Here is a 19079-nt window from a genome sequence, read left to right as displayed (position 1 = left end):
ATGGCTCGGCGGGCCGAACGCGACGACGCGGTGGAGGAGTCTGGCGAGTCCGGTCCTGACGAGCGCTTCCGGGAGGCCAAGTCGGTGTGCCTCCGACTGCTCGCGGTGCGTCCCCGCACCAGGGGAGGGCTGGCCGCCGCGCTCGCGCGCAAAGGATTCGACGAGGAGATCTCGAGCGAGGTGCTGGATCGACTCGAACGGGCCAAGCTGATCGACGACGCCGAGTATGCCGAGATGATGGTGCGGTCCAAACACACTCACCAGGGGCTCGGCAGGAAGGGCGTGAAGTCCCAGCTGATCCGCCAGGGGGTCGACGCAGATACCGCTGAGCACGCGGTGAGCGCGATCGACCCCGCCGACGAGGAAAACCGGGCGCGGGAGCTGGTCCGCAAGCGGATGCGCGGAATGAGGCGGCTGGACGACCGCGCCGTCATCCGGCGGCTGGTGGCCGCGCTCGCGCGCAAAGGCTATGCGGAAGGTTTGGCATACCGGGTCGTGCGTGAGGAGCTGTCCTCGGCGGGGCGTGACACCGATTCGCTGGATGGCGCCATGGGGGAGCCGTAACCGCGGTTAGCGAAGTGTGGCCGTGATGCCGGGTCGCGGCTGGTCGGGGACCCGGATGTGGTTTGCCCTGTGATGCCGACTACAGTGCGGTGCCAAGGATCAGCGTGTGGTACTTGTCACTAGATCCTGATCAAGGCAGAGTCGACCATGCGACGCCACGGTCCAGCGGGGCTGCGGCGTAACTGTTGACTGGCATGGAGGTGCCGACGTGGCGACCAGCGAGATGGCGGAACTTCGACGAGGCATCGGCCAGCTGCGCCAATGTTTGGGCGCGTTACGCAGCCGATATGGGGATGCGCCAGTCGTGCGGCGGCTCGCCAACGATCTCGATCGCCTCGACATCGACGCTGACGAGTTCGAGGTCTCGCACCCCATGCCGGTGCAGCAGGGCGCCAAGGATCGCACCGACGTCATCGTCGTTCCCGACACTCCGTATGACGAGTCCCTCTGGGTAGGGGCGGATGACGAAGGTGTCGGCGGCTACCACGGCGAGCGCTCGTGACGGCGGCTCGGCTCGGCCTGGTGATGGTGGGGCGAAGCCCTGCTCGAGTGGCCGAACACGCGAAGATCGTGACCATCGAGACGTTGGTTCGCCGAGACGTCCGGCACTGGAGGCTCACACCGTGACTTCAACCGAGACCGGGGTGCACGCACCCCCACGCCCGCGCCTGCCCGTTCCCTCGCTGCGCACCGATCGGTGGTGGGTGCCACCACTGCTCACGGTCGTCGGCCTGTCGATCTTCGTCATCTACGCGACGTTCCGGGCGTTCCAGCAGAACTATTACTGGGTCTCCGACTACCACTACCTGACGCCGTTCTACTCGCCGTGCATGTCCAACGGTTGCCTCGAGGGCGCGGCGCACTTCGGGCGGTTCCTGCCGGATCACCCGCTCATCCCGTACGCAGCGCTGAGCCTGCCTTTGCTGCTGTTGTTCCGGCTGACCTGCTACTACTACCGCAAGGCGTACTACAGGTCGTTCTGGCTCTCGCCGCCGGCGTGCGCGGTGCCAGAGCCCCACTCCCGCTACACCGGCGAGACCCGGCTGCCGCTGATCCTGCAGAACGTGCACCGCTACTTCTTCTACGCAGCGGTGATCATCTCGGTGATCAACACGTACGACGCCATTCTCGCCTTCCAGTCCCCGGAAGGCTTCGGGCTCGGACTGGGCAACATCATCTTGGTCACCAACGTGGTGCTGCTGTGGTGCTACACGCTGTCGTGCCACTCCTGCAGGCACGTCACCGGTGGTCGGTTGAAGCATTTCTCGAAGCACCCGGTCCGCTACTGGTTGTGGACCAAGGTGTCGGCGTTGAACACCCGGCACATGGAATTCGCCTGGATCACGATCGGCACGCTGATCCTGACCGACCTCTATGTGTTCCTGGTGGCAAGCGGTGCGATCGCCGATCCGCGCATCATCGGCTGAGGCCGGTTCTTCCCAGAAGTGCTGAGGTGAATGAGTGACCGAGGTAGAACGCCACAACTATGACGTTGTCGTCATCGGTGCCGGTGGCGCCGGGCTGCGTGCGGCGATCGAGGCGCGACAGCGTGGGCTCACCACGGCGGTGATCTGTAAGTCGTTGTTCGGCAAGGCGCACACCGTGATGGCCGAAGGCGGATGCGCCGCGTCGATGGGCAACGTCAACTCAAACGACTCCTGGCAGGTCCACTTCCGCGACACCATGCGGGGCGGCAAGTTCCTCAACAACTGGCGGATGGCCGAGCTGCACGCCAAGGAAGCGCCGGACCGGGTGTGGGAACTGGAGACCTACGGTGCGCTGTTCGATCGCACCGAGGACGGGCGGATCAGCCAGCGAAACTTCGGCGGCCACACGTACCCGAGGCTGGCGCACGTCGGTGACCGCACCGGCCTTGAGCTGATCCGCACCATGCAGCAGAAGATCGTCTCGCTGCAGCAGGAGGACAAGGCCGAGTTCGGTGACTATGAGGCCAAGCTCAAGGTCTTCCAGGAATGCACCATCACCGAGCTGCTCAAGGATGACTCCGGTGCGATCTCCGGTGCCTTCGGCTACTGGCGTGAGTCTGGCCGGTTCGTGCTGTTCGAGACCGGCGCCGTCATCATGGCCACGGGCGGGATCGGTAAGTCGTTCCAGGTCACCTCGAACTCGTGGGAGTACACCGGTGATGGGCACGCGCTGGCCATGCGGGCGGGCGCGAATCTGATCAACATGGAGTTCGTCCAGTTCCATCCGACCGGCATGGTCTGGCCGCCGAGCGTGAAGGGCATCCTGGTTACCGAGGGTGTGCGCGGTGACGGCGGGGTCTTGAAGAACTCCGAGGGCAAGCGCTTCATGTTCGACTACGTCCCCGACGTCTTCAAGGGGCAGTACGCCGAAACCGAGGAAGAAGCGGACCGCTGGTACACCGACCCGGACAACAACCGGCGCACCCCGGACCTGCTGCCGCGTGACGAGGTCGCCCGAGCGATCAACACCGAGGTCAAGGAAGGGCGCGGTTCCCCGCACGGCGGTGTCTACCTCGACATCGCCAGTCGGATGCCCGCCGAGGAGATCAAGCGACGGCTGCCGTCGATGTATCATCAGTTCAAGGAATTGGCCGATGTGGACATCACGGCCGAGCCGATGGAGGTCGGCCCCACCTGCCATTACGTGATGGGTGGCATCGAGGTCGACCCGGACACCGGCGAGTCGACCGTGCCGGGTCTCTTCGCCGCGGGGGAGTGCTCCGGCGGCATGCACGGCTCGAACCGGCTTGGCGGCAACTCACTCTCGGATCTCCTGGTGTTCGGCAGGCGGGCCGGGCTCGGTGCGGCGAACTACGTCGAGTCGCTCGATCGCAAACCCGTCGTTTTGCAGTCCGACATCGACACCGCCGCACGGGCCGCACTGTCACCGTTCGAACCGACCGAGGGCGACGGCGCGCGGGAGAACCCGTACACCCTGCAGCACGAGCTTCAGCAGACGATGAACGACCTCGTTGGGATCATCCGCACCGCGGATGAGATCGAGCGGGCGCTCAGCAGGCTAACCGAGATCCGCTCGCGGGTGCGTAACGTCGTCGTCGAAGGTCACCGGCAGTTCAACCCCGGCTGGCACCTGGCGATCGACCTGCGCAACATGATGGTCGTCAGTGAGGCGGTGGCGAAAGCCGCGCTGTTGCGCACGGAAAGCAGGGGCGGTCACACCCGGGACGACTACCCGATGCTCGACTCCGACTGGCGGAACAAGCTGCTTGTCTGCCGGACATCCGGGGACGACCAGGTTGTTCCGGATGTCACGGTCGAGCCCAAGGCACAGGTGCCGATGCGCCAAGACCTGATCGAGCTGTTCGAATTGTCCGAACTGGAGAAGTACTACACCGAGGCGGAGCTGACAACGCATCCCGCCGCCCAGGGAGACACCGCATGAGCTACAAGGGCCAATTCCGAGTATGGCGCGGCGATTCGGACGGCGGCTCGCTGGAGGACTTCGAGGTCGAGGTCAACGAAGGCGAGGTCGTGCTCGACATCATCCACCGGCTGCAGGCGACCCAGGCGCCGGATCTGGCGGTGCGGTGGAACTGCAAAGCGGGCAAGTGCGGTTCGTGCTCGGCAGAGGTCAATGGCAGGCCCCGGTTGCTGTGCATGACGCGGATGTCATTGTTCGACAAGGATGAGGTCATCACCGTCACGCCGATGCGATCGTTCTCGATCGTGCGCGACCTGGTCACCGACGTGTCCTACAACTACGAGAAGGCACGCGAGGTACAGGCGTTCACCCCGCCGGAGAAGCTGCAGCCGGGGGAGTACCGGATGCAGCAGGAGGACGTGCAGCGCTCGCAGGAGTTCCGCAAATGCATTGAGTGCTTCCTGTGTCAGAACACCTGCCATGTGGTGCGTGATCACGAGGAGAACAAGCTCGCGTTCTCCGGGCCGAGGTATCTGATGCGGATCGCGGAGTTGGAGATGCACCCGCTGGACGCGGCCGATCGGCGTGACACCGCGCAGGACGACCACGGACTCGGCTACTGCAACATCACCAAGTGCTGCACCGAGGTGTGCCCGGAGAACATCAAGATCACCGACAACGCGCTGATCCCGATGAAGGAGCGCGTCGCGGGTCGTCGCTATGACCCGGTGGTCTGGCTCGGTAACAAGCTGTTCAAGCGCGGCAAGTAGCACCTGACGCGCGAGAAAGGGCCCGGTCGCCATTTGGCGACCGGGCCCCTTCTCGCGCAGTCCTACGACAGGCCGCTCCCACGGCCGGACGAGGTTTTAGAAGCGGCTGTAGCCGCTTTCGCCCTCCTCGAAATGTATGCCGGGCGCCTGTTCCTCGACCCAGTCGCCCGCGACGACGCTGGTGCCGCCGCGCTTGCGGGTGCGCAGCCACTTCTCCAGCCAGCTCGCGAACGAGGTGAGAATGAAGTTCAGCACAATGTAGATCGCCGCGATGACCACCAGCGTCGCGATGACGTTGAAGTAGAACGACGACGCGGGGCGGGCCTTGGCGATCAGCTCACCGAACCCGAGCACGGCACCACCGATCGCGGTGTCCTTCACGATGACCACGAGCTGGCTCACGATCGCGGGCAACATCGCCGTCACCGCCTGCGGCAGCAAGATGTTGCGCATGAGCTGCCCCTTGCGCATCCCGACCGCCATCGCCGCCTCGGACTGTCCGCGCGGAATCGACAGGATTCCCGCGCGGACCACCTCGGCGAGCACCGAGCCGTTATAGAGGACGAGACCGGTGACGACCGCGTACAGCAGTCGGGTACTCGGCTCCAAGGTTGTGAACTGCACGTAGGCGATGTTCGCCGCCAGCATCAGGATCAGCACCGGCACGGCGCGGAAGAACTCGACGATCACGCCAGCGGGCCAGCGGACCCACGGGTGGTCAGAGAGCCGGGCGATACCGAAGAACGCCCCGATCGGAAGCGCGATGATGATGGAGAGACCGGCCGCCTTGAGCGTGTTCATGAGCCCTGGGATCAGGTACGTCTCCCACGCCTCGGTGCCGCCGAGGTAGGGCTCCCAGTTCCGCCACTCGAGCTGGCCTTTGTCGTCCATCGCGGCGAGCACCCACCACAGCAGAAGGGCGAGCACGACGACGAAGAGAACCGTGTAGAGATGATTTCGTAGCCGGGCTTTGGGGCCGGGGTTGTCGTAGAGGACAGTGCTCATCGCTTCACCGCCACCTTGTTGGACACCCAGCCGAGGATCAGCCCGGTGGGCAGCGTCAGGAGCACGAAGCCGAACGCGATGACGCCGAAGATGACGAACAGCAGGTCGGCTTCGTTCTCGATCATTTCCTTCATCAGCAGCGCGGCCTCACTGACGCCGATGGCCGCCGCGATTGTCGTGTTCTTGGTCAGTGCGATCAGCACGCTCGCCAGGGGGCCGATGACCGAACGGAACGCTTGCGGCAGCACCACGAGACCCAGCACCTGCACGAAGTTCAGCCCGAGCGCCCGCGCGGCTTCGGCTTGTCCGACGTCGACGGTGTTGATGCCGGAGCGCACCGACTCGCACACGAAACAGGCGGTGTAGGCGACGAGGCCCAGGATGGCCAGCCGGAAATGGGTCGTGGTGAACTGGTCAGAGCCCATGGTGACGCGCATCGTCTGCCAGAGGCCGAGCGAGGTCGCCACGATGATCACCGTCAACGGCGTGTTGCGGACGACGTTGATGTAGGCGGTGCCGAACCAGCGCATCACCGGCACGGGGCTCACCCGCATCGCGGCGAGGATGGTGCCCCAGATCAGCGAGCCGATCGCCGAGTAGAACGTCAGCTGGACGGTCACCCAGAACGCGCCGAGGATGTTGTACTCCTCGAACAGAAAGGCAATATCCTCGATCACTTCGCTCTCGCACCTTCACACGTCGGGGAGTGGGTGGCGCACCTGCCCCGGCGCGCCACCCACCCGTTGCCGTCGGATCAGCCTTGGCCCTGGGTGATCTCGGGCTCTTCGGCCTCGAAGTTGGTCTCACCGAGGTGGGTGTCGAAGAACTCCTGCCAGGAGCCGTCGTCCACCATCGACTGGATGGCGTCGTTGACCTGCTGCTGCAGCTCGCTGTCGCCTTCCTTCAGGCCGACGCCGTAGGGCTCGTCGGACAGGTTGAACCCGGCCAGCTTGAACAGACCCTGGTACTGCTCGGCGGAGGCGAAGCCAGCCAGGATCGAGTTGTCGGTGGTGACCGCGTCGACCGCGCCGCTCTGCAGCCCGTTCATGCACTCCGAGTAGCCGCCGTACTCGACCAGGTTGGCCTGCGGGGCGAAGTCGTTCTTGACGTTCTGCGCCGAGGTCGAACCGACGACCGAGCAGAGCTTGAGGTCGGAAGCCTCCAGGTCCTCCTCGGTCTGGATCTCGTCGTAGTCCTCGCGGACCAGCAGGTCCTGGTGCGCCATCAGGTACGGGCCAGCGAAGTCAACGACCGCGTCGCGCTCGTCGTTGATGGTGTAGGTCGCCACGACGAGGTCGACGTCGCCGTTCTTGATGAGGTTCTCGCGCTCGGCCGAGGGGGCTTCCTTCCACTCGACGTTCACGTCGTCGCCGTGCAACTGCTTGGCGATATAGCACGCGACCGCGACGTCGAAGCCGTCCATGCCGTCCGGCGTCTGCTGTCCGAGGCCTGGCTGATCGAACTTGGTGCCGATCGTGATCGTCTCGTCGCCGCCGCCGGGACAGGCATCCTCGGCGACCGCCGCCTCGTCACCGCCGCCGTTTCCGCCGGTGCCCCCGTTACCGTCGTCGCCGCAGGAGGCGAGGACCAGGCTGGCAGCGGCGACCGCCGCGCCCGCTCGCAGTACTCGACCAATTCGCATTTCTTTTGTTCCCTTCCGATCTACCACCAGCCGGCCAGGGTGCGGCCGCCTGCAATGGACTTCTAATGGGTGAGGATCTTGCTCAGGAAATCCTTCGCGCGGTCGGACTTCGGGTTCGTGAAGAAGTCGTCCGGCGTGGTGTCCTCAACGATCTCACCATCGGACATGAACATGACCCGATGCGCCGCTCGCCGTGCGAAACCCATCTCGTGGGTGACGACGAACATGGTCATGCCTTCCTTCGCGAGATCGGTCATGACGTCGAGAACCTCTTGCACCATCTCGGGGTCGAGTGCCGACGTCGGTTCGTCAAACATCATGATCTTGGGCCGCATGGCCAGCGCACGGGCGATGGCCGCACGCTGCTGCTGCCCACCGGAGAGCTGTGCGGGATACTTCTCGGCCTGGTTGGCGATGCCGACTCGGTCGAGTAGTTGCATCGCCGTGTTGTACGCGTCCGTTTTCTTCAGCTTGCGCACCTTCATGGGAGCGAGCATCACGTTGTCCATGATCGTCTTGTGCGCGAAGAGGTTGAACTGCTGAAACACCATGCCGACGTCGGCGCGTAGCGCGGCGAGTCCCTTGCCCTCCTTGGGCAGTTGCTTGCCGTCGACCTCGATCGTGCCCGAGTTGATCGGTTCGAGGCGGTTTAGGGCGCGACACAGTGTCGACTTGCCCGACCCTGACGGACCAAGCACGACGACGACTTGGCCGCGCGGGACCTCGAAGTTGATGTCCTTGAGCACGTGCAGATCGCCGAAGAACTTGTTCACCTCGGCCGCACGGATCATCGGCCCTGTTGCTGTCGCCTCTGTCATGTGGCCTCCATACCGGCGAACATGTCTCGTCCCTCGATTCGATCTGACACCGGGATTCAACACCCCATGGCACTCTCGTGCTCTGTATTTCGCCTAACCGCAACCGACGTGTCACCTGGATCGGCACGTGACATCGACCGAACGGGCTACGGCGCGCCCGGTCACTCTAGTCACAAGATCCACTCCTTTCCACCTGGCCCGGGTAGCGTCCTCGTGCGTGCGATAGTGACCTGCGGTCGTCACCGCTGCGCCACGTCCTACCCTGGAGGGGTGGCACGCACCTACCAGATCCGCACCTTCGGCTGCCAGATGAACGTGCACGACACCGAACGTCTCGCCGGGCAGCTCGAAAACGCTGGCTACGTTCCCACCGAGGGCCGTACGCCCGATGAGGCCGATGTTGTCGTGTTCAACACGTGCGCGGTGCGGGAGAACGCCGACAACAAGTTGTACGGCAACCTGGGTCACCTCGCGCGGGTGAAGAAGGCGCGGCCCGACATGCAGATCGCGGTCGGCGGCTGCCTCGCGCAGAAGGACCGCGGTGAGATCGTCAAGCGCGCGCCCTGGGTGGACGTCGTGTTCGGCACCCACAACATTGGCTCGCTTCCGACGCTGCTCGAACGTGCGCGGCACAACCGTGAGGCCGAGGTCGAGATCCTGGAGTCGCTGGAGACGTTCCCGTCGACGCTGCCAGCGCGGCGCGAGTCCGCCTACTCCGGCTGGGTGTCGATCTCGGTGGGCTGCAACAACACCTGCACCTTCTGCATCGTGCCTTCGCTACGCGGCAAGGAGCGGGACCGTAGGCCAGGTGACGTGCTTGCCGAGGTAGAGGCGTTGGTCGCCGAAGGCGTGCTCGAGGTGACGCTGCTCGGGCAGAACGTCAACTCCTACGGCGTCGAGTTCGGTGACCGCTACGCCTTCGGCAAGCTGCTGCGCGCCTGCGGTGAGATCGACGGCCTCGAGCGGGTGCGGTTCACTTCGCCGCATCCCGCCGCGTTCACCGACGACGTCATCGACGCGATGGCCGAGACACCGAACGTGTGTCCGCAACTGCACATGCCGCTGCAGTCCGGCTCCGATCGGGTTCTCAAGGCGATGCGGCGTTCCTATCGGAGCAGCCGATTCCTGTCGATCATCGACAAGGTGCGCGAGCGGATGCCCGATGCCGCCATCACCACCGACATCATCGTGGGCTTCCCCGGCGAGACCGAGGAGGACTTCCAGGACACCCTGGACGTCGTGCGCCAGGCGCGGTTCTCAGGGGCGTTTACCTTCCAGTACTCCAAGCGACCCGGTACACCCGCCGCCGACCTGCCCGACCAGCTCCCGAAGGACGTCGTGCAGGAGCGCTACGACCGGCTCGTCGCGCTCCAGGAGGAGATCGCCTGGGAGGAGAATAAGCGGCTCGTCGGGCAGCGGGTCGAGCTGCTGGTCGCCACCGGGGAGGGCCGCAAGGACGCCGAGACCCAGCGGATGAGCGGCCGCGCTCGCGACGGCAGGTTGGTGCACTTCACGCCATCCGGGGACGCCGTAGACGGCGAAGTGCGCCCGGGTGACATCGTGGAAACGACCATCACCTACGGCGCCCCGCACCACCTGGTCGCCGATGCCGACCTCTTGTCGCACCGCCGCACCACGGCGGGGGACAACGCGGAGGCGGGACGGCGCCCCCGCACCGATGGCATCGAACAGGTCGGGCTCGGCATGCCTGCCATCGGGGCGCAGCCGACACCGGAACCCGCCACCGGCGGGTGTTCGGTGTGCTGAATGAGGGAGGCGAGCCCGCTGTGGTGCGTGAGCCAGACGACCAGTCGGGTGATGACGACCGATTCGACGAGGAGCGTGAGGTGGCCGAGTTGCGCCAGGAGATCGACGAGGTCGAGCGCGCGGTCGCCCGTCGGATCGAACCCGGTAGGCGTGGCTTCGTCATCGCGGTGCTCGTGTTCGCCGCCATCATCGTCCTGCTGCTGCCATGGGTGGGCGACGACGCCGGATGGCAGGTGCTGCTCTACCACGAGGTCGGCATTCCGAAGCTGTTCGCCGCGACGGCCGCCGGTTTCGGCATCGCGGCGTCCGCGCTGACGCTGGTCGCCCGTCGCTGGTGGCTGGCGTGGGTGTGCGCCGTGGGGTGCTGCATCGCCTCGGTGGACGGCCTGCTGGCGATCTGGTCGCAGCAGTCCTCCGGCGCGTCCGGGCACGCCGGGGCTGGCCCAGGGATCGGCATGAGCCTCGCGCTGGTGCTGATGATCCTGCTCGCCGCGAACTGGCTGCGGACGGCGTGGGCCCGGCCCGACGTGGTGGGGTAACGACCAGCGTTTACCGCTCGGCCACGGCCTTCTCGGCGGCCCGCATCCACTCGCGCCACTGCGCCGCCTGCTCCTCGGCCTGTTTGGCGCGGCGCTCGTCGCCGGCCGCGCGTGCCTTGGCGGCCTGTTCCTCGAACTGCTCGACGCGCTCGCGGAACTGCGCGGCGCGGGCCAGCGCCTCCGGGTCGGTACGCCGCCACTTGCTGTCCTCGACGGACCTGATCCGGTCCTGGACGGCCTTGAGCCTGCCGTCGAGTTCGCGGATGCGTTCGCGCGGGACCTTGCCGATCTCGTCCCAGCGGTCCTGAATCTTGCGCAGCTGCGCCTTGGCTGCCTCCAGGTTGGCGGACGGATCGATCTTGTCAGCCTCGGCCAGCAGCTCTTCTTTGCGGCGGGCGTTCTCCGTGAACTCGGCGTCCCGCTCCGAGAACGCCGCCGAGCGGCGAGCGAAAAAGGTGTCCTGCGCGGCACGGAAGCGCTGCCACAATGCCTCGTCGGCGTCACGCGGCGCCCTGCCCGCGGCCTTCCACTCACTCATCAGCTGCTTGAACCGGTTCGCGGTCGGACCCCAGTCGGTGGAGTCGGTCAGTGACTCCGCTTCCGCGATGAGTTCCTCCTTGCGAACCTTGGCTGCGGCGCGCTGTTTGTCCAGCTCAGCGAAGTGCGAGCCGCGGCGCCGGTTGAAGTTCTCCCGTGCCTTGGAGAACCGCTTCCATAGCTCGTCGTCGGTCTTGCGCTCGATCCCCTTGATGGTCTTCCACTCGTCGAGGATCTCCTTGAGTCGATCGCCTGCCGCCTTCCACTGCGTCGAGTTCTCGGCGATGGACTCGGCCTCGGCGGCGAGTTCTTCCTTGCGCTGGATGGCGGCGGCGCGGGCCGCTTCGCGCTCCTGCTTGGCCTCGCCGACGGCGTTTTCGGCGTGCTCGATCACATGGTTCAGCCTTGCGCGCAGCGCGTCGATGTCGCCGACGACGGCTGCCTCGTCGAGACCGTCCCTGAGCTGCGTGGCCGTCTGCAGCGCCTGTTTGGGATTGCCGCGTCGGGAGTTCAGACGTGACTCGAGCAGCTCGACCTCGGTGCGGATGTCGTCGAACTTGCGGGCGTAGTGCAGCAACCCTTCCTCGGCCGAGCCCGCCTGCCAGATGCCGACCGTGCGTTCTCCGCTGGAGGTCGTGACGTATACGGTGCCGTCATCGTCGATACGGCCCCAGCGAGAAGGGGCGGCTTCCGCGTTGGGCACCGGTGGCGCCGCATGGGCGATACTCACGTGGCCTTGCAACACCTCGGTCGGCGCGGGTGCGTGCGTCGTGGTCTCCTCGGTCGCCTTGTGGTCAGCCATCACGGCTCCTTTGTCGGCTGTGTGCCCCCCGGCCTGGCATCGCCGGTGGCGCCCCGCCGGGCGGCGGGGCCGGACAGTGCTCACACCTGGTGTCTACCCTTCACTAGGTGCTTGCCGCATTCAAGCAGGTCAGCATCGAGTTCGGTACTCCAGTGCCGTGATTGTCCGACTCTGGGCCGTCCTCACGGCGTCTCGAGGCCGCCGCGTACGCTCGATCGGCGTGATCACTCGTGTGGCCATAGTGCCGTACCCGCCGCTGCTGGTACCGCGGGTGGCGCCCGGAGACGACCGGCAGATCGCCGAGCTCCGGTACGCCGTGCTGGGCGCCGCGCGCTGGCTCCAGCAGGGTGCGAGCCGTTGGCGTGCCGTCGCTGCTGATGCCGACGCGCCCGGTGGTTACGCCGGGCTGCGGGGCAGTTTCGCGGGGTATGGGGCCGCCGTAGATATCACCCTGTCGGCGGATGTTCCGGGAGAAGCCGAGTCTTCCGAATCGCTGCCGCTACCGGTGCTGATCGCGGGTTGGCTGCGGGAACAAGCCGGTGCCGACGCCGTCACCGTTGATGTTCTTGACCCCGCGACGGCGCAGCCGGACTGCGCGCGTGCTGGTGCCGCGCTCGCCACCAGCGAGGACACCGCGCTGCTTGTGCTCGCTGACGGATCGAACCGGCACGGTGTGAAGTCACCCGGCGGAAACGACGACCGCGCACCCGAGTTCGACGCGAGTATCGCCGACGCGCTCCGCGGCGCGGACGCGGACGGTCTCGCGCGTATTGATCCCGTGCTGTGTACGAAATTGGGGGCAGCGGGGAGGGTGGCCCTGCAGGTCGCGGGCGGTGTGGTGGGCATTGAGAGCCGCGGGGTAGTGGGCACCCGCGGCTGGGACGCCACGCTGCACTACTCGGCGGCACCGTTCGGGGTGGGCTACCACGTCGCGACATGGGAGGCGCGGTGAGCGGACCCCGTGAATCCGGCCATGGCGCCGTGAGGCCGGTCGCCGTCGTCGGTCCCACCGCCACCGGTAAGTCCGACCTCGCGATCGAGTTGGCGCTCGCGCTCGGCGGGGAGGTCATCAACGCGGACGCGATGCAGCTGTATCGGGGCATGGACATCGGCACCGCGAAGGTGCCGCCCGAGGCGCGACGCGGCGTGCCGCACCATCTGCTCGACGTCCTCGACGTCACCGAGGCCGCGTCGGTTGCCGCGTACCAGCGCGACGCGCGGGCGTGCATCGAGCGGCTGCTCACCGACGGCGTCGTCCCTGTCATATGCGGGGGATCAGGGCTGTACGTCCAGGCGATCGTGGACGACCTTCGCTTCCCCGGCACCGACCCCGACGTGCGGGCGCGGCTGGCGCGCGAGGCCGAGGAGATCGGCTCCGAAGCGATGCACGCCCGGTTGGCGGAACAAGACCCGGACGCGGCCGTCGCGATCCTGCCGAGCAATACCCGCCGTATCGTGCGAGCGCTTGAAGTCATCACCATCACCGGCCAGCCGTTCTCCGCGACGATGCCGGAGCGTGGCACGCCTCGTTACGACACCGTGCTCGTCGGGCTGGACCGAGACGTCGCCGAGTTGGACGGGCGGGTCGACGTCCGGGTGGAGCGGATGTTCGAGGCGGGCCTCGTCGACGAGGTGCGCGCGCTGATCGACCAGGGTCTGCGCGAGGGCACCACCGCGCCCCGTGCTCTCGGCTATCAGCAGGTCCTGGCCGCGTTGGACGGCGATGGGGACTTCGCGGCAGCCGCCGAGGACACCGCACGGGCCACCCGCCGGTTCGTGCGCCGACAGCGCTCGTGGTTCCGCCGCGACAAGCGGCTCACCTGGTTCAATGCCGCCGAGCCCGGCGTACTGACTCGCGTGCTCGAGCACGTAACCTGAAACCCGTGGGCATCACCTTCCTGAAAGGGCACGGCACGCAGAACGACTTTGTGCTGCTGCCCGATCCCGACGCGACCCTGGATCTCACTGAGGAGCGGGTGCGGGCGCTGTGCGACCGGCAGCGCGGGCTCGGCGCGGACGGCGTGTTGCGTGTCGTGCGTACCGCGGCCCTCGTCACTGGCGAAGCTGACGTCCCCGGCATGGTCGGCTCGGCGAGCGACTGGTTCATGGACTACCGCAACGCGGACGGGTCGATCGCGGAGATGTGCGGCAACGGCGTGCGGGTTTTCGCGCGTTACCTGGTCGACGCGGGACTGGTCGATGCGAGCGAGTTCGTCGTCGGCAGCAGGGCAGGGGACAAGCCGGTCGTGGTGCACGCCGACGGCAGCGTGACGGTCAGTATGGGCAAAGCCGTGGTGACCGGAACGTCGGAGGCGACGTTGGCTGGTAGCCGCTACGCCGGTATCGCGGTCGATGTTGGTAACCCGCACTTGGTCACCACACTTGACACGGACATCGCGGAGCTGGATCTGACCCGGCAGCCGGATGTCGACCCGGCCGACTTCCCGCATGGCGTCAACGTGGAATTCCTGAACCGGCTCGCCGACGATGTGCTGCGGATGCGGGTGTTCGAGCGCGGCGTCGGGGAGACGCGCTCCTGCGGTACCGGCACGGTCGCCGCCGTCGCGGCCGATCTATATGCCGAAGGGGAGGACATCGGCACCCGGATCGTGCGGATTCCCGGCGGGGAAGTCACGGTACGTATACAAGCGGGTGACGCGACACTCACCGGGCCTGCCGTTATCCTGGCCGAAGGTATGCTCAACGATAACTGGTGGAGTGACCCTGCGTAACGATCGCTGCTCTGGTCGCGGCACTCGCCGCGTGTCGCCGGATGAAATCACTCGCAGTGGCAGCCGTCGTCGTGGGACGATGGGGGCACGATGACGGAAATCGCACACAGTGATACCTCTATTGACGATCCTCGGGACGGGATGACCGACCTGTCGGCTGGGGAATGGGAGCGCGAGGGGCGAGCCGGGCTCCGGCGAGTCGCGGGGCTGTCCACCGAGCTCTCCGATGTCACTGAGGTCGAATATCGCAAGCTCCGCCTCGAACGCGTCGTGCTCATCGGGGTGTGGACCGAGGGCACGGCCGCGCAGTCGGAAGCTTCGCTCGCGGAACTGGGCAGGCTGGCCGAGACCGCTGGTTCCGAGGTGCTAGAAGGTTTGGTGCAGCGCCGCCACCGCCCTGATCCCGCCACCTATATCGGCTCGGGCAAGGTGCGCGAGCTGGCCGGTATCGTGCGCTCGACAGGGGCGGACACCGTCATCGCCGATGGTGAGCTGTCGCCAGGTCAGTTGCGGCAGCTGGAGGACAAGCTGTCGGTCAAGGTGATCGACCGGACCGCGCTGATCCTGGACATCTTCGCGCAGCACGCCCGCTCCCGCGAAGGTAAGGCCCAGGTCGAGCTGGCGCAGTTGCAGTACCTGATACCGCGACTGCGCGGGTGGGGTGAGTCGCTGTCCCGTCAGGCCGGTGGCCGCGCCGGTGGCGCCGGTGGTGGTGTCGGTCTGCGTGGTCCTGGTGAGACGAAGCTGGAGACCGATCGTCGGCGGATCAGCAAGCGCGTCGCCAAGCTGCGCAGGGAAATCGCGTCGATGGACACCATCCGCGAGACCAAGCGCAGCCGCAGGCTGGCCAACGCGGTGCCGAGCGTCGCGATCGTCGGCTACACCAACGCGGGCAAGTCGAGCGTGCTGAACGCGCTGACCGGTGCCGGTGTGATGGTGGAGGACGCGCTGTTCGCCACCCTTGACCCAACGACGCGCCGTGCGACGACACCAGACGGTAGGGCGTTCACGCTCACCGATACCGTCGGGTTCGTGCGGCACCTGCCACACCAGCTGGTCGACGCCTTTCGTTCCACCCTGGAGGAGACGGCCCACGCTGACCTGCTGCTGCATGTCGTCGACGGCTCGGACCCCGCTCCGGAAGACCAGGTCAACGCCGTCCGAGAGGTGCTCGGCGACGTCGCCGACCACCAGGGCGAGGCACTGCCGCCCGAGCTGTTGGTGATCAACAAAGCGGACGTGGCGGACGAGCTGGCGTTGGCGCGGTTGCATACACTGCTGCCCGGCGCGCTCGTCATCTCCGCCGCTACGGGTGAGGGCGTTGACGCGCTTGTCGACGAGCTCGCGCGCCGAGTGCCCCGGCCAGCGGCGCGGATCGACGCGCTGGTCCCGTACACGCGGGGAGAGCTGGTATCACGCGTGCACGCCGAGGGCGAGGTGCTGACCGAGGACCACATCGAAGGTGGCACGCGGCTGACCGCGCGGGTCCATCCTGATCTGGCCGCGGCGCTGAGCGAGTTCGCCACCAATGGGTCGGTCGCGTAGGCATCGCGCGGTCCGAGCGGCCGCCACCGCGCTCGTCGCGATGGGACCGCTGCTCTCGTTGATGGCATTGCCTGGTGCGGCGTTGGCGGCGGGCCAGCCGAAGACGCTGTGTACCATCCGCGATCAGCGGCTGACCGAGCTGTCCGGACTCGCCGCCGACGAGTCGTGGTGGTACGGCGTCCCCGACGGCGGCAGCTCGCTCAAGGTGTACGTGCTGGACCGATCCTGCGCGGTGCGGAAGGTCATCACCGGCGGGATCGATCCGTACGATGTCGAAGATCTCGCGCTGGCCACGGATGGGACATTGTGGTTGGCCGACACCGGTGACAACAGGTCGAAGCGCGACACTGTCGCGGTGCACACGCTACGCCCCGATGGCACCGCACGGATGTATCGGCTGACCTACCCCGACGGCAAGCATGACGCCGAGGCGCTGCTGCTCGGCCCGTCCGGCGTGCCGCACATCGTGACCAAGAACGTGCTGGGTAGCGCAGGCGTCTACCGGCCAGATCGGACGTTACGGAGCCCTGGTCCGACGCCGCTGACGAAGGTCGCTGAGGTAGCCATTCCCGGCAGCGACACCCCAGGCGGGCCGGTTGGCACGGTGAGTTCCGCCCTGATTACCGGGGGAGCGGTGAGCAGGGACGGCACGTTGGTCGCGTTGCGCACCTACACCGACGCATACCTGTATCCCGCGCCGCGAGGACATCTCGTCGAGGCGCTGTCGCGGGAGCCGGTGCGAATTCCGTTGCCGAACGAGCCGCAGGGCGAAGCGATCGCACTGACTCCGGATGGCACGATGCTCTCCGCTGGCGAGGGCGCGTCGCAGCCGCTGCGGGCCGTACGCGACGTGGCGGGGGTCGTGGCGCGCGCTGAGCGCGACGCGCGAAGCGAGCCCGCGGCAACCGTGGACAGTGAGTCACCCGAAGAGATCGACCGTGTGGCAGGCCTTAAGCCGCTGCCCGCTGCCGCCGCCGCACTCATGATCACCGGAGTGGTGTGGTTCGGCGTCCGCCTGGTGCGTAAGCTGCGCGATCGGATGGGTCGCTAGCCACGGCACCGTCCGCTCTCGTGCCCGTGCCCAGGGGTGCCCGATGGCTCACAGCCGACGTAACACGGCGACAACCTTGCCGAGAATGGTGGCCTCGTCGCCGGGAATCGGTTCGTAGGCCTCGTTCTGCGGCAACAGCCAGATACGCCCGTCCGCGCGCTTGAAAGTCTTGACGGTCGCCTCGCCTTCGATCATCGCGGCGACGATCTCGCCGTTGTCGGCATCTGGCTGCTGCCGCACCACTACCCAGTCACCATCGGTGATCGCCGCGTCGATCATTGAGTCGCCGGTGACACTGAGCAAGAACAGCTCGCCTTCGCCGACCAGGTCCTTCGGCAGCGGGAAGACGTCTTCGATGGCTTGTTCGGCGAGTACGGGGCCGCCTGCCGCGATCCGGCCGACAAGGGGTACGTAGCTCGGCGTTGGCCGGGAACCCTCTTCGGACTGCTCCTCCGGTCCACGCAGCGTCGCAGGGTCCACCTCGGCGGGAATCACACCGACCGCGCGTGGCCGGTTCGGGTCGCGCCGGAGGTACCCCTTGCGCTGTAACGCGAGCAGTTGATGCTGTACCGAGGACGTCGAGGCGAGTCCGACGGCGTCTCCGATCTCGCGCACGCTCGGCGGGTAGCCCAACCTGCTCACCCAGGATCGGATGACCTCGAGGATTTGGCCTTGGCGTACTGTGAGGTCCTCAAGTTCGCTCTTGTCGGGGAAGTGGTGGACGTTGTCCTCGGCGGGCGATTCGGGTGCCACGGTGTCACCCGCGCGCTTGGCGCTCGCCTTACCACTCGAGGTGGGCTTCTTCGTGTCAGCCACGGCCGTGTGTCCTCCCAGTCGTTTCGCGGTGCTGTCAGTTGACCGTAGCGCGACACGCCCACGACTTCAAACAATTGTTCGAGCGACACGCCGGGCGATTCTCGCCGGTCCAACGGCTGATCCGAGGTGTCGGCGGTCCCGGTTGGACGGTCTGGGGTGCGGGTCTAGTTCTCGATTTTGTCGGTGCCGCGTGGTACACATTCGCTCAGGCGTTCGATAGAACGGCTGTTCGAGGTCGCGGGTTCTCGCGGCTTCGAGGCGGGCGCGTGACGAAGGAGGACCAGGATGCCGGTTCTGAATGGCAGCCGTGCGGCCGGGTGGGGCCCACGTGCCGGGGGTGGTGCGACGGGATTCGGCGCGGGCGTGGTGGCATCGAAAGGCGCGGCGAGGTCGGGCCGGGTCGTGTCTGGTTATGTCGTCGCGCAACGATGCCGTGGCCGGGTGCCGGGGCGGCTGCGGCCGGGCGGGGGAGCACGGGTGCGACCCACCGTGACGCGGCCCGCCGTGTCGGCGTGTATGGTGCGGCGGCCCGCTGTGGGTTGGCGCGTGGCGTTGGCCGTCGCGGCGTCCGTCTGCGCCGTGACCGTGGGATTCGGCGCGGTCGTCGGTGGGCTCGCGGGCGGGGTCGCGTCGGCGGTGCCGGAATCGACGACCGTGGTGGCCGTCGCGCCGGGGGAGTCGTTGTGGCAGTTGGCCGAGCGGTACGCACCCGGTGTTGATACAAGTGCTGTCGTGGCGCGCATCGAGGAACTCAACGGTGTCTCGACGGGCGAGGTGACCGCGGGTGCGGTGCTCAGCGTGCCGATCTCGCGGGGGTGAGTCAGGCTGTCGGTGACGGTCGCGGCCACGGGTGTCCGTCGTGGTGCGTCGCCTTGGTCGTGAAGCCGATCACGACGGTGGCTTTCACCCCCTCGGGTCGTTGCGGATCATCGGGAGGCGATCTAGGGTCGACCCCAACATGTAGTAGTTACATGGGTGTAGTTGTTCTACAAGTTGGGTTAGAATCGCAGTAGGTGTCCACAGCGCGGCCGCGGTGGTCCATGGGGAAGCCAGGGGATCGACCGCCAATGCCGTGCGCGCGAGTGGTAGCCCGGTGGTAGGAGTCGTCGTGCCCGGGAAAGG

Annotated in this window: 19 protein-coding genes; 13 read left to right on the top strand and 6 right to left on the bottom strand. The window is 66.8% G+C overall.

Translation table 11 applies throughout. The features are described 5' to 3' along the window. The 5 genes from ACFQGD_RS20970 (at position 1) to ACFQGD_RS20950 (ending at position 4703) form a co-directional block, all read left to right on the top strand. On the top strand, positions 1–564 hold the full coding sequence (locus tag ACFQGD_RS20970; RefSeq protein WP_345397397.1) for a regulatory protein RecX: 564 nt from the start codon (positions 1–3) through the stop codon (positions 562–564). A 208-nt stretch (positions 565–772) separates the two neighbouring features. Further along, positions 773–1066, top strand: a complete 294-nt coding sequence (locus tag ACFQGD_RS20965) for a hypothetical protein (RefSeq protein ID WP_345397394.1) — start codon at positions 773–775, stop codon at positions 1064–1066. 106 nt (positions 1067–1172) lie between these two features. Further along, complete coding sequence (locus ACFQGD_RS20960; protein ID WP_390183347.1) at positions 1173–1991, top strand: hypothetical protein; 819 nt, start codon at positions 1173–1175, stop codon at positions 1989–1991. Between the two features lie 34 nt (positions 1992–2025). Beyond that, on the top strand, positions 2026–3954 hold the full coding sequence (locus ACFQGD_RS20955) for a fumarate reductase/succinate dehydrogenase flavoprotein subunit (RefSeq protein ID WP_345397388.1): 1929 nt from the start codon (positions 2026–2028) through the stop codon (positions 3952–3954). Then, positions 3951–4703, top strand: a complete 753-nt coding sequence (locus tag ACFQGD_RS20950) for a succinate dehydrogenase/fumarate reductase iron-sulfur subunit (protein WP_345397385.1) — start codon at positions 3951–3953, stop codon at positions 4701–4703. Before ACFQGD_RS20955 ends, ACFQGD_RS20950 begins: the two co-directional genes overlap by 4 nt. 96 nt (positions 4704–4799) lie before the next feature. Here ACFQGD_RS20950 and ACFQGD_RS20945 read toward each other — a convergent pair whose 3' ends face one another. The 4 genes from ACFQGD_RS20945 to ACFQGD_RS20930 all read right to left on the bottom strand — a co-directional run bounded on the left by ACFQGD_RS20945 (position 4800) and on the right by ACFQGD_RS20930 (position 8168). Next, positions 4800–5708 (bottom strand): amino acid ABC transporter permease, encoded by a 909-nt coding sequence (locus tag ACFQGD_RS20945; protein ID WP_345397382.1) that lies wholly within the window; start codon positions 5706–5708, stop codon positions 4800–4802. After that, positions 5705–6385, bottom strand: coding sequence for an amino acid ABC transporter permease (locus tag ACFQGD_RS20940; protein WP_345397379.1), 681 nt, complete (start codon positions 6383–6385; stop codon positions 5705–5707). The genes ACFQGD_RS20945 and ACFQGD_RS20940 overlap by 4 nt, the downstream gene beginning before the upstream one ends. 77 nt (positions 6386–6462) lie before the next feature. Further along, the gene (locus ACFQGD_RS20935; protein WP_345397376.1) at positions 6463–7350 is read right to left on the bottom strand and encodes a glutamate ABC transporter substrate-binding protein; all 888 of its coding nucleotides are present in this window, start codon (positions 7348–7350) and stop codon (positions 6463–6465) included. 62 nt (positions 7351–7412) lie between these two features. Next, positions 7413–8168, bottom strand: coding sequence for an amino acid ABC transporter ATP-binding protein (locus ACFQGD_RS20930; RefSeq protein WP_390183328.1), 756 nt, complete (start codon positions 8166–8168; stop codon positions 7413–7415). A gap of 270 nt (positions 8169–8438) precedes the next feature. On the opposite strand from ACFQGD_RS20930, the gene miaB reads away from it, so the two are divergent. Together miaB and ACFQGD_RS20920 are read left to right on the top strand one after the other, a co-directional pair. Continuing rightward, the gene (gene miaB, locus ACFQGD_RS20925; RefSeq protein ID WP_345397373.1) at positions 8439–9935 is read left to right on the top strand and encodes a tRNA (N6-isopentenyl adenosine(37)-C2)-methylthiotransferase MiaB; all 1497 of its coding nucleotides are present in this window, start codon (positions 8439–8441) and stop codon (positions 9933–9935) included. 80 nt (positions 9936–10015) lie between these two features. Beyond that, a complete protein-coding gene (locus tag ACFQGD_RS20920; RefSeq protein WP_345397882.1) occupies positions 10016–10474 on the top strand; it encodes an Rv2732c family membrane protein in 459 nt (152 codons plus the stop codon). A 10-nt stretch (positions 10475–10484) separates the two neighbouring features. Here the strand turns inward: ACFQGD_RS20920 and ACFQGD_RS20915 are convergent, their stop codons facing one another. Then, positions 10485–11813, bottom strand: coding sequence for a DUF349 domain-containing protein (locus ACFQGD_RS20915; protein ID WP_345397370.1), 1329 nt, complete (start codon positions 11811–11813; stop codon positions 10485–10487). Between the two features lie 220 nt (positions 11814–12033). Between ACFQGD_RS20915 and ACFQGD_RS20910 the strand changes: the two genes are divergently transcribed. The 5 genes from ACFQGD_RS20910 to ACFQGD_RS20890 all read left to right on the top strand — a co-directional run bounded on the left by ACFQGD_RS20910 (position 12034) and on the right by ACFQGD_RS20890 (position 17141). Beyond that, a complete protein-coding gene (locus ACFQGD_RS20910) occupies positions 12034–12765 on the top strand; it encodes a class III extradiol ring-cleavage dioxygenase family protein (RefSeq protein ID WP_345397367.1) in 732 nt (243 codons plus the stop codon). A 29-nt stretch (positions 12766–12794) separates the two neighbouring features. Then, a complete protein-coding gene (miaA, locus tag ACFQGD_RS20905) occupies positions 12795–13691 on the top strand; it encodes a tRNA (adenosine(37)-N6)-dimethylallyltransferase MiaA (RefSeq protein ID WP_345397879.1) in 897 nt (298 codons plus the stop codon). A 5-nt stretch (positions 13692–13696) separates the two neighbouring features. Then, on the top strand, positions 13697–14545 hold the full coding sequence (gene dapF, locus ACFQGD_RS20900; protein ID WP_345397364.1) for a diaminopimelate epimerase: 849 nt from the start codon (positions 13697–13699) through the stop codon (positions 14543–14545). 90 nt (positions 14546–14635) lie between these two features. Then, the gene (gene hflX / locus ACFQGD_RS20895; RefSeq protein ID WP_345397361.1) at positions 14636–16090 is read left to right on the top strand and encodes a GTPase HflX; all 1455 of its coding nucleotides are present in this window, start codon (positions 14636–14638) and stop codon (positions 16088–16090) included. After that, a complete protein-coding gene (locus tag ACFQGD_RS20890; protein WP_345397358.1) occupies positions 16074–17141 on the top strand; it encodes a hypothetical protein in 1068 nt (355 codons plus the stop codon). The genes hflX and ACFQGD_RS20890 overlap by 17 nt, the downstream gene beginning before the upstream one ends. 48 nt (positions 17142–17189) lie before the next feature. Here the strand turns inward: ACFQGD_RS20890 and lexA are convergent, their stop codons facing one another. Beyond that, positions 17190–17894, bottom strand: coding sequence for a transcriptional repressor LexA (gene lexA, locus ACFQGD_RS20885; protein WP_345397876.1), 705 nt, complete (start codon positions 17892–17894; stop codon positions 17190–17192). Positions 17895–18242: 348 nt separating this feature from the next. On the opposite strand from lexA, the gene ACFQGD_RS20880 reads away from it, so the two are divergent. After that, on the top strand, positions 18243–18776 hold the full coding sequence (locus ACFQGD_RS20880) for a LysM peptidoglycan-binding domain-containing protein (RefSeq protein WP_345397355.1): 534 nt from the start codon (positions 18243–18245) through the stop codon (positions 18774–18776). Positions 18777–19079 lie beyond the last annotated feature (303 nt).

Origin of the sequence: Haloechinothrix salitolerans, assembly GCF_042662605.1 — a bacterium.
GTDB classification, from domain to species: domain Bacteria; phylum Actinomycetota; class Actinomycetes; order Mycobacteriales; family Pseudonocardiaceae; genus Haloechinothrix_A; species Haloechinothrix_A salitolerans.
The sequence above is the reverse complement of the archived record's forward strand: the minus strand, read 5'-3'. Positions and strand labels throughout refer to the sequence as shown.

Coding starts and splice junctions, on each gene's coding strand:
- ACFQGD_RS20935 (WP_345397376.1), bottom strand. CDS start 7,350: ATGCGAATTGGTCGAGTACTGCGAGCGGGCGCGGCGGTCGCCGCTGCC.
- ACFQGD_RS20950 (WP_345397385.1), top strand. CDS start 3,951: ATGAGCTACAAGGGCCAATTCCGAGTATGGCGCGGCGATTCGGACGGC.
- ACFQGD_RS20915 (WP_345397370.1), bottom strand. CDS start 11,813: ATGGCTGACCACAAGGCGACCGAGGAGACCACGACGCACGCACCCGCG.
- hflX (WP_345397361.1), top strand. CDS start 14,636: ATGACGGAAATCGCACACAGTGATACCTCTATTGACGATCCTCGGGAC.
- ACFQGD_RS20930 (WP_390183328.1), bottom strand. CDS start 8,168: ATGACAGAGGCGACAGCAACAGGGCCGATGATCCGTGCGGCCGAGGTG.
- ACFQGD_RS20970 (WP_345397397.1), top strand. CDS start 1: ATGGCTCGGCGGGCCGAACGCGACGACGCGGTGGAGGAGTCTGGCGAG.
- ACFQGD_RS20890 (WP_345397358.1), top strand. CDS start 16,074: ATGGGTCGGTCGCGTAGGCATCGCGCGGTCCGAGCGGCCGCCACCGCG.
- ACFQGD_RS20945 (WP_345397382.1), bottom strand. CDS start 5,708: ATGAGCACTGTCCTCTACGACAACCCCGGCCCCAAAGCCCGGCTACGA.
- ACFQGD_RS20880 (WP_345397355.1), top strand. CDS start 18,243: ATGCCGGTTCTGAATGGCAGCCGTGCGGCCGGGTGGGGCCCACGTGCC.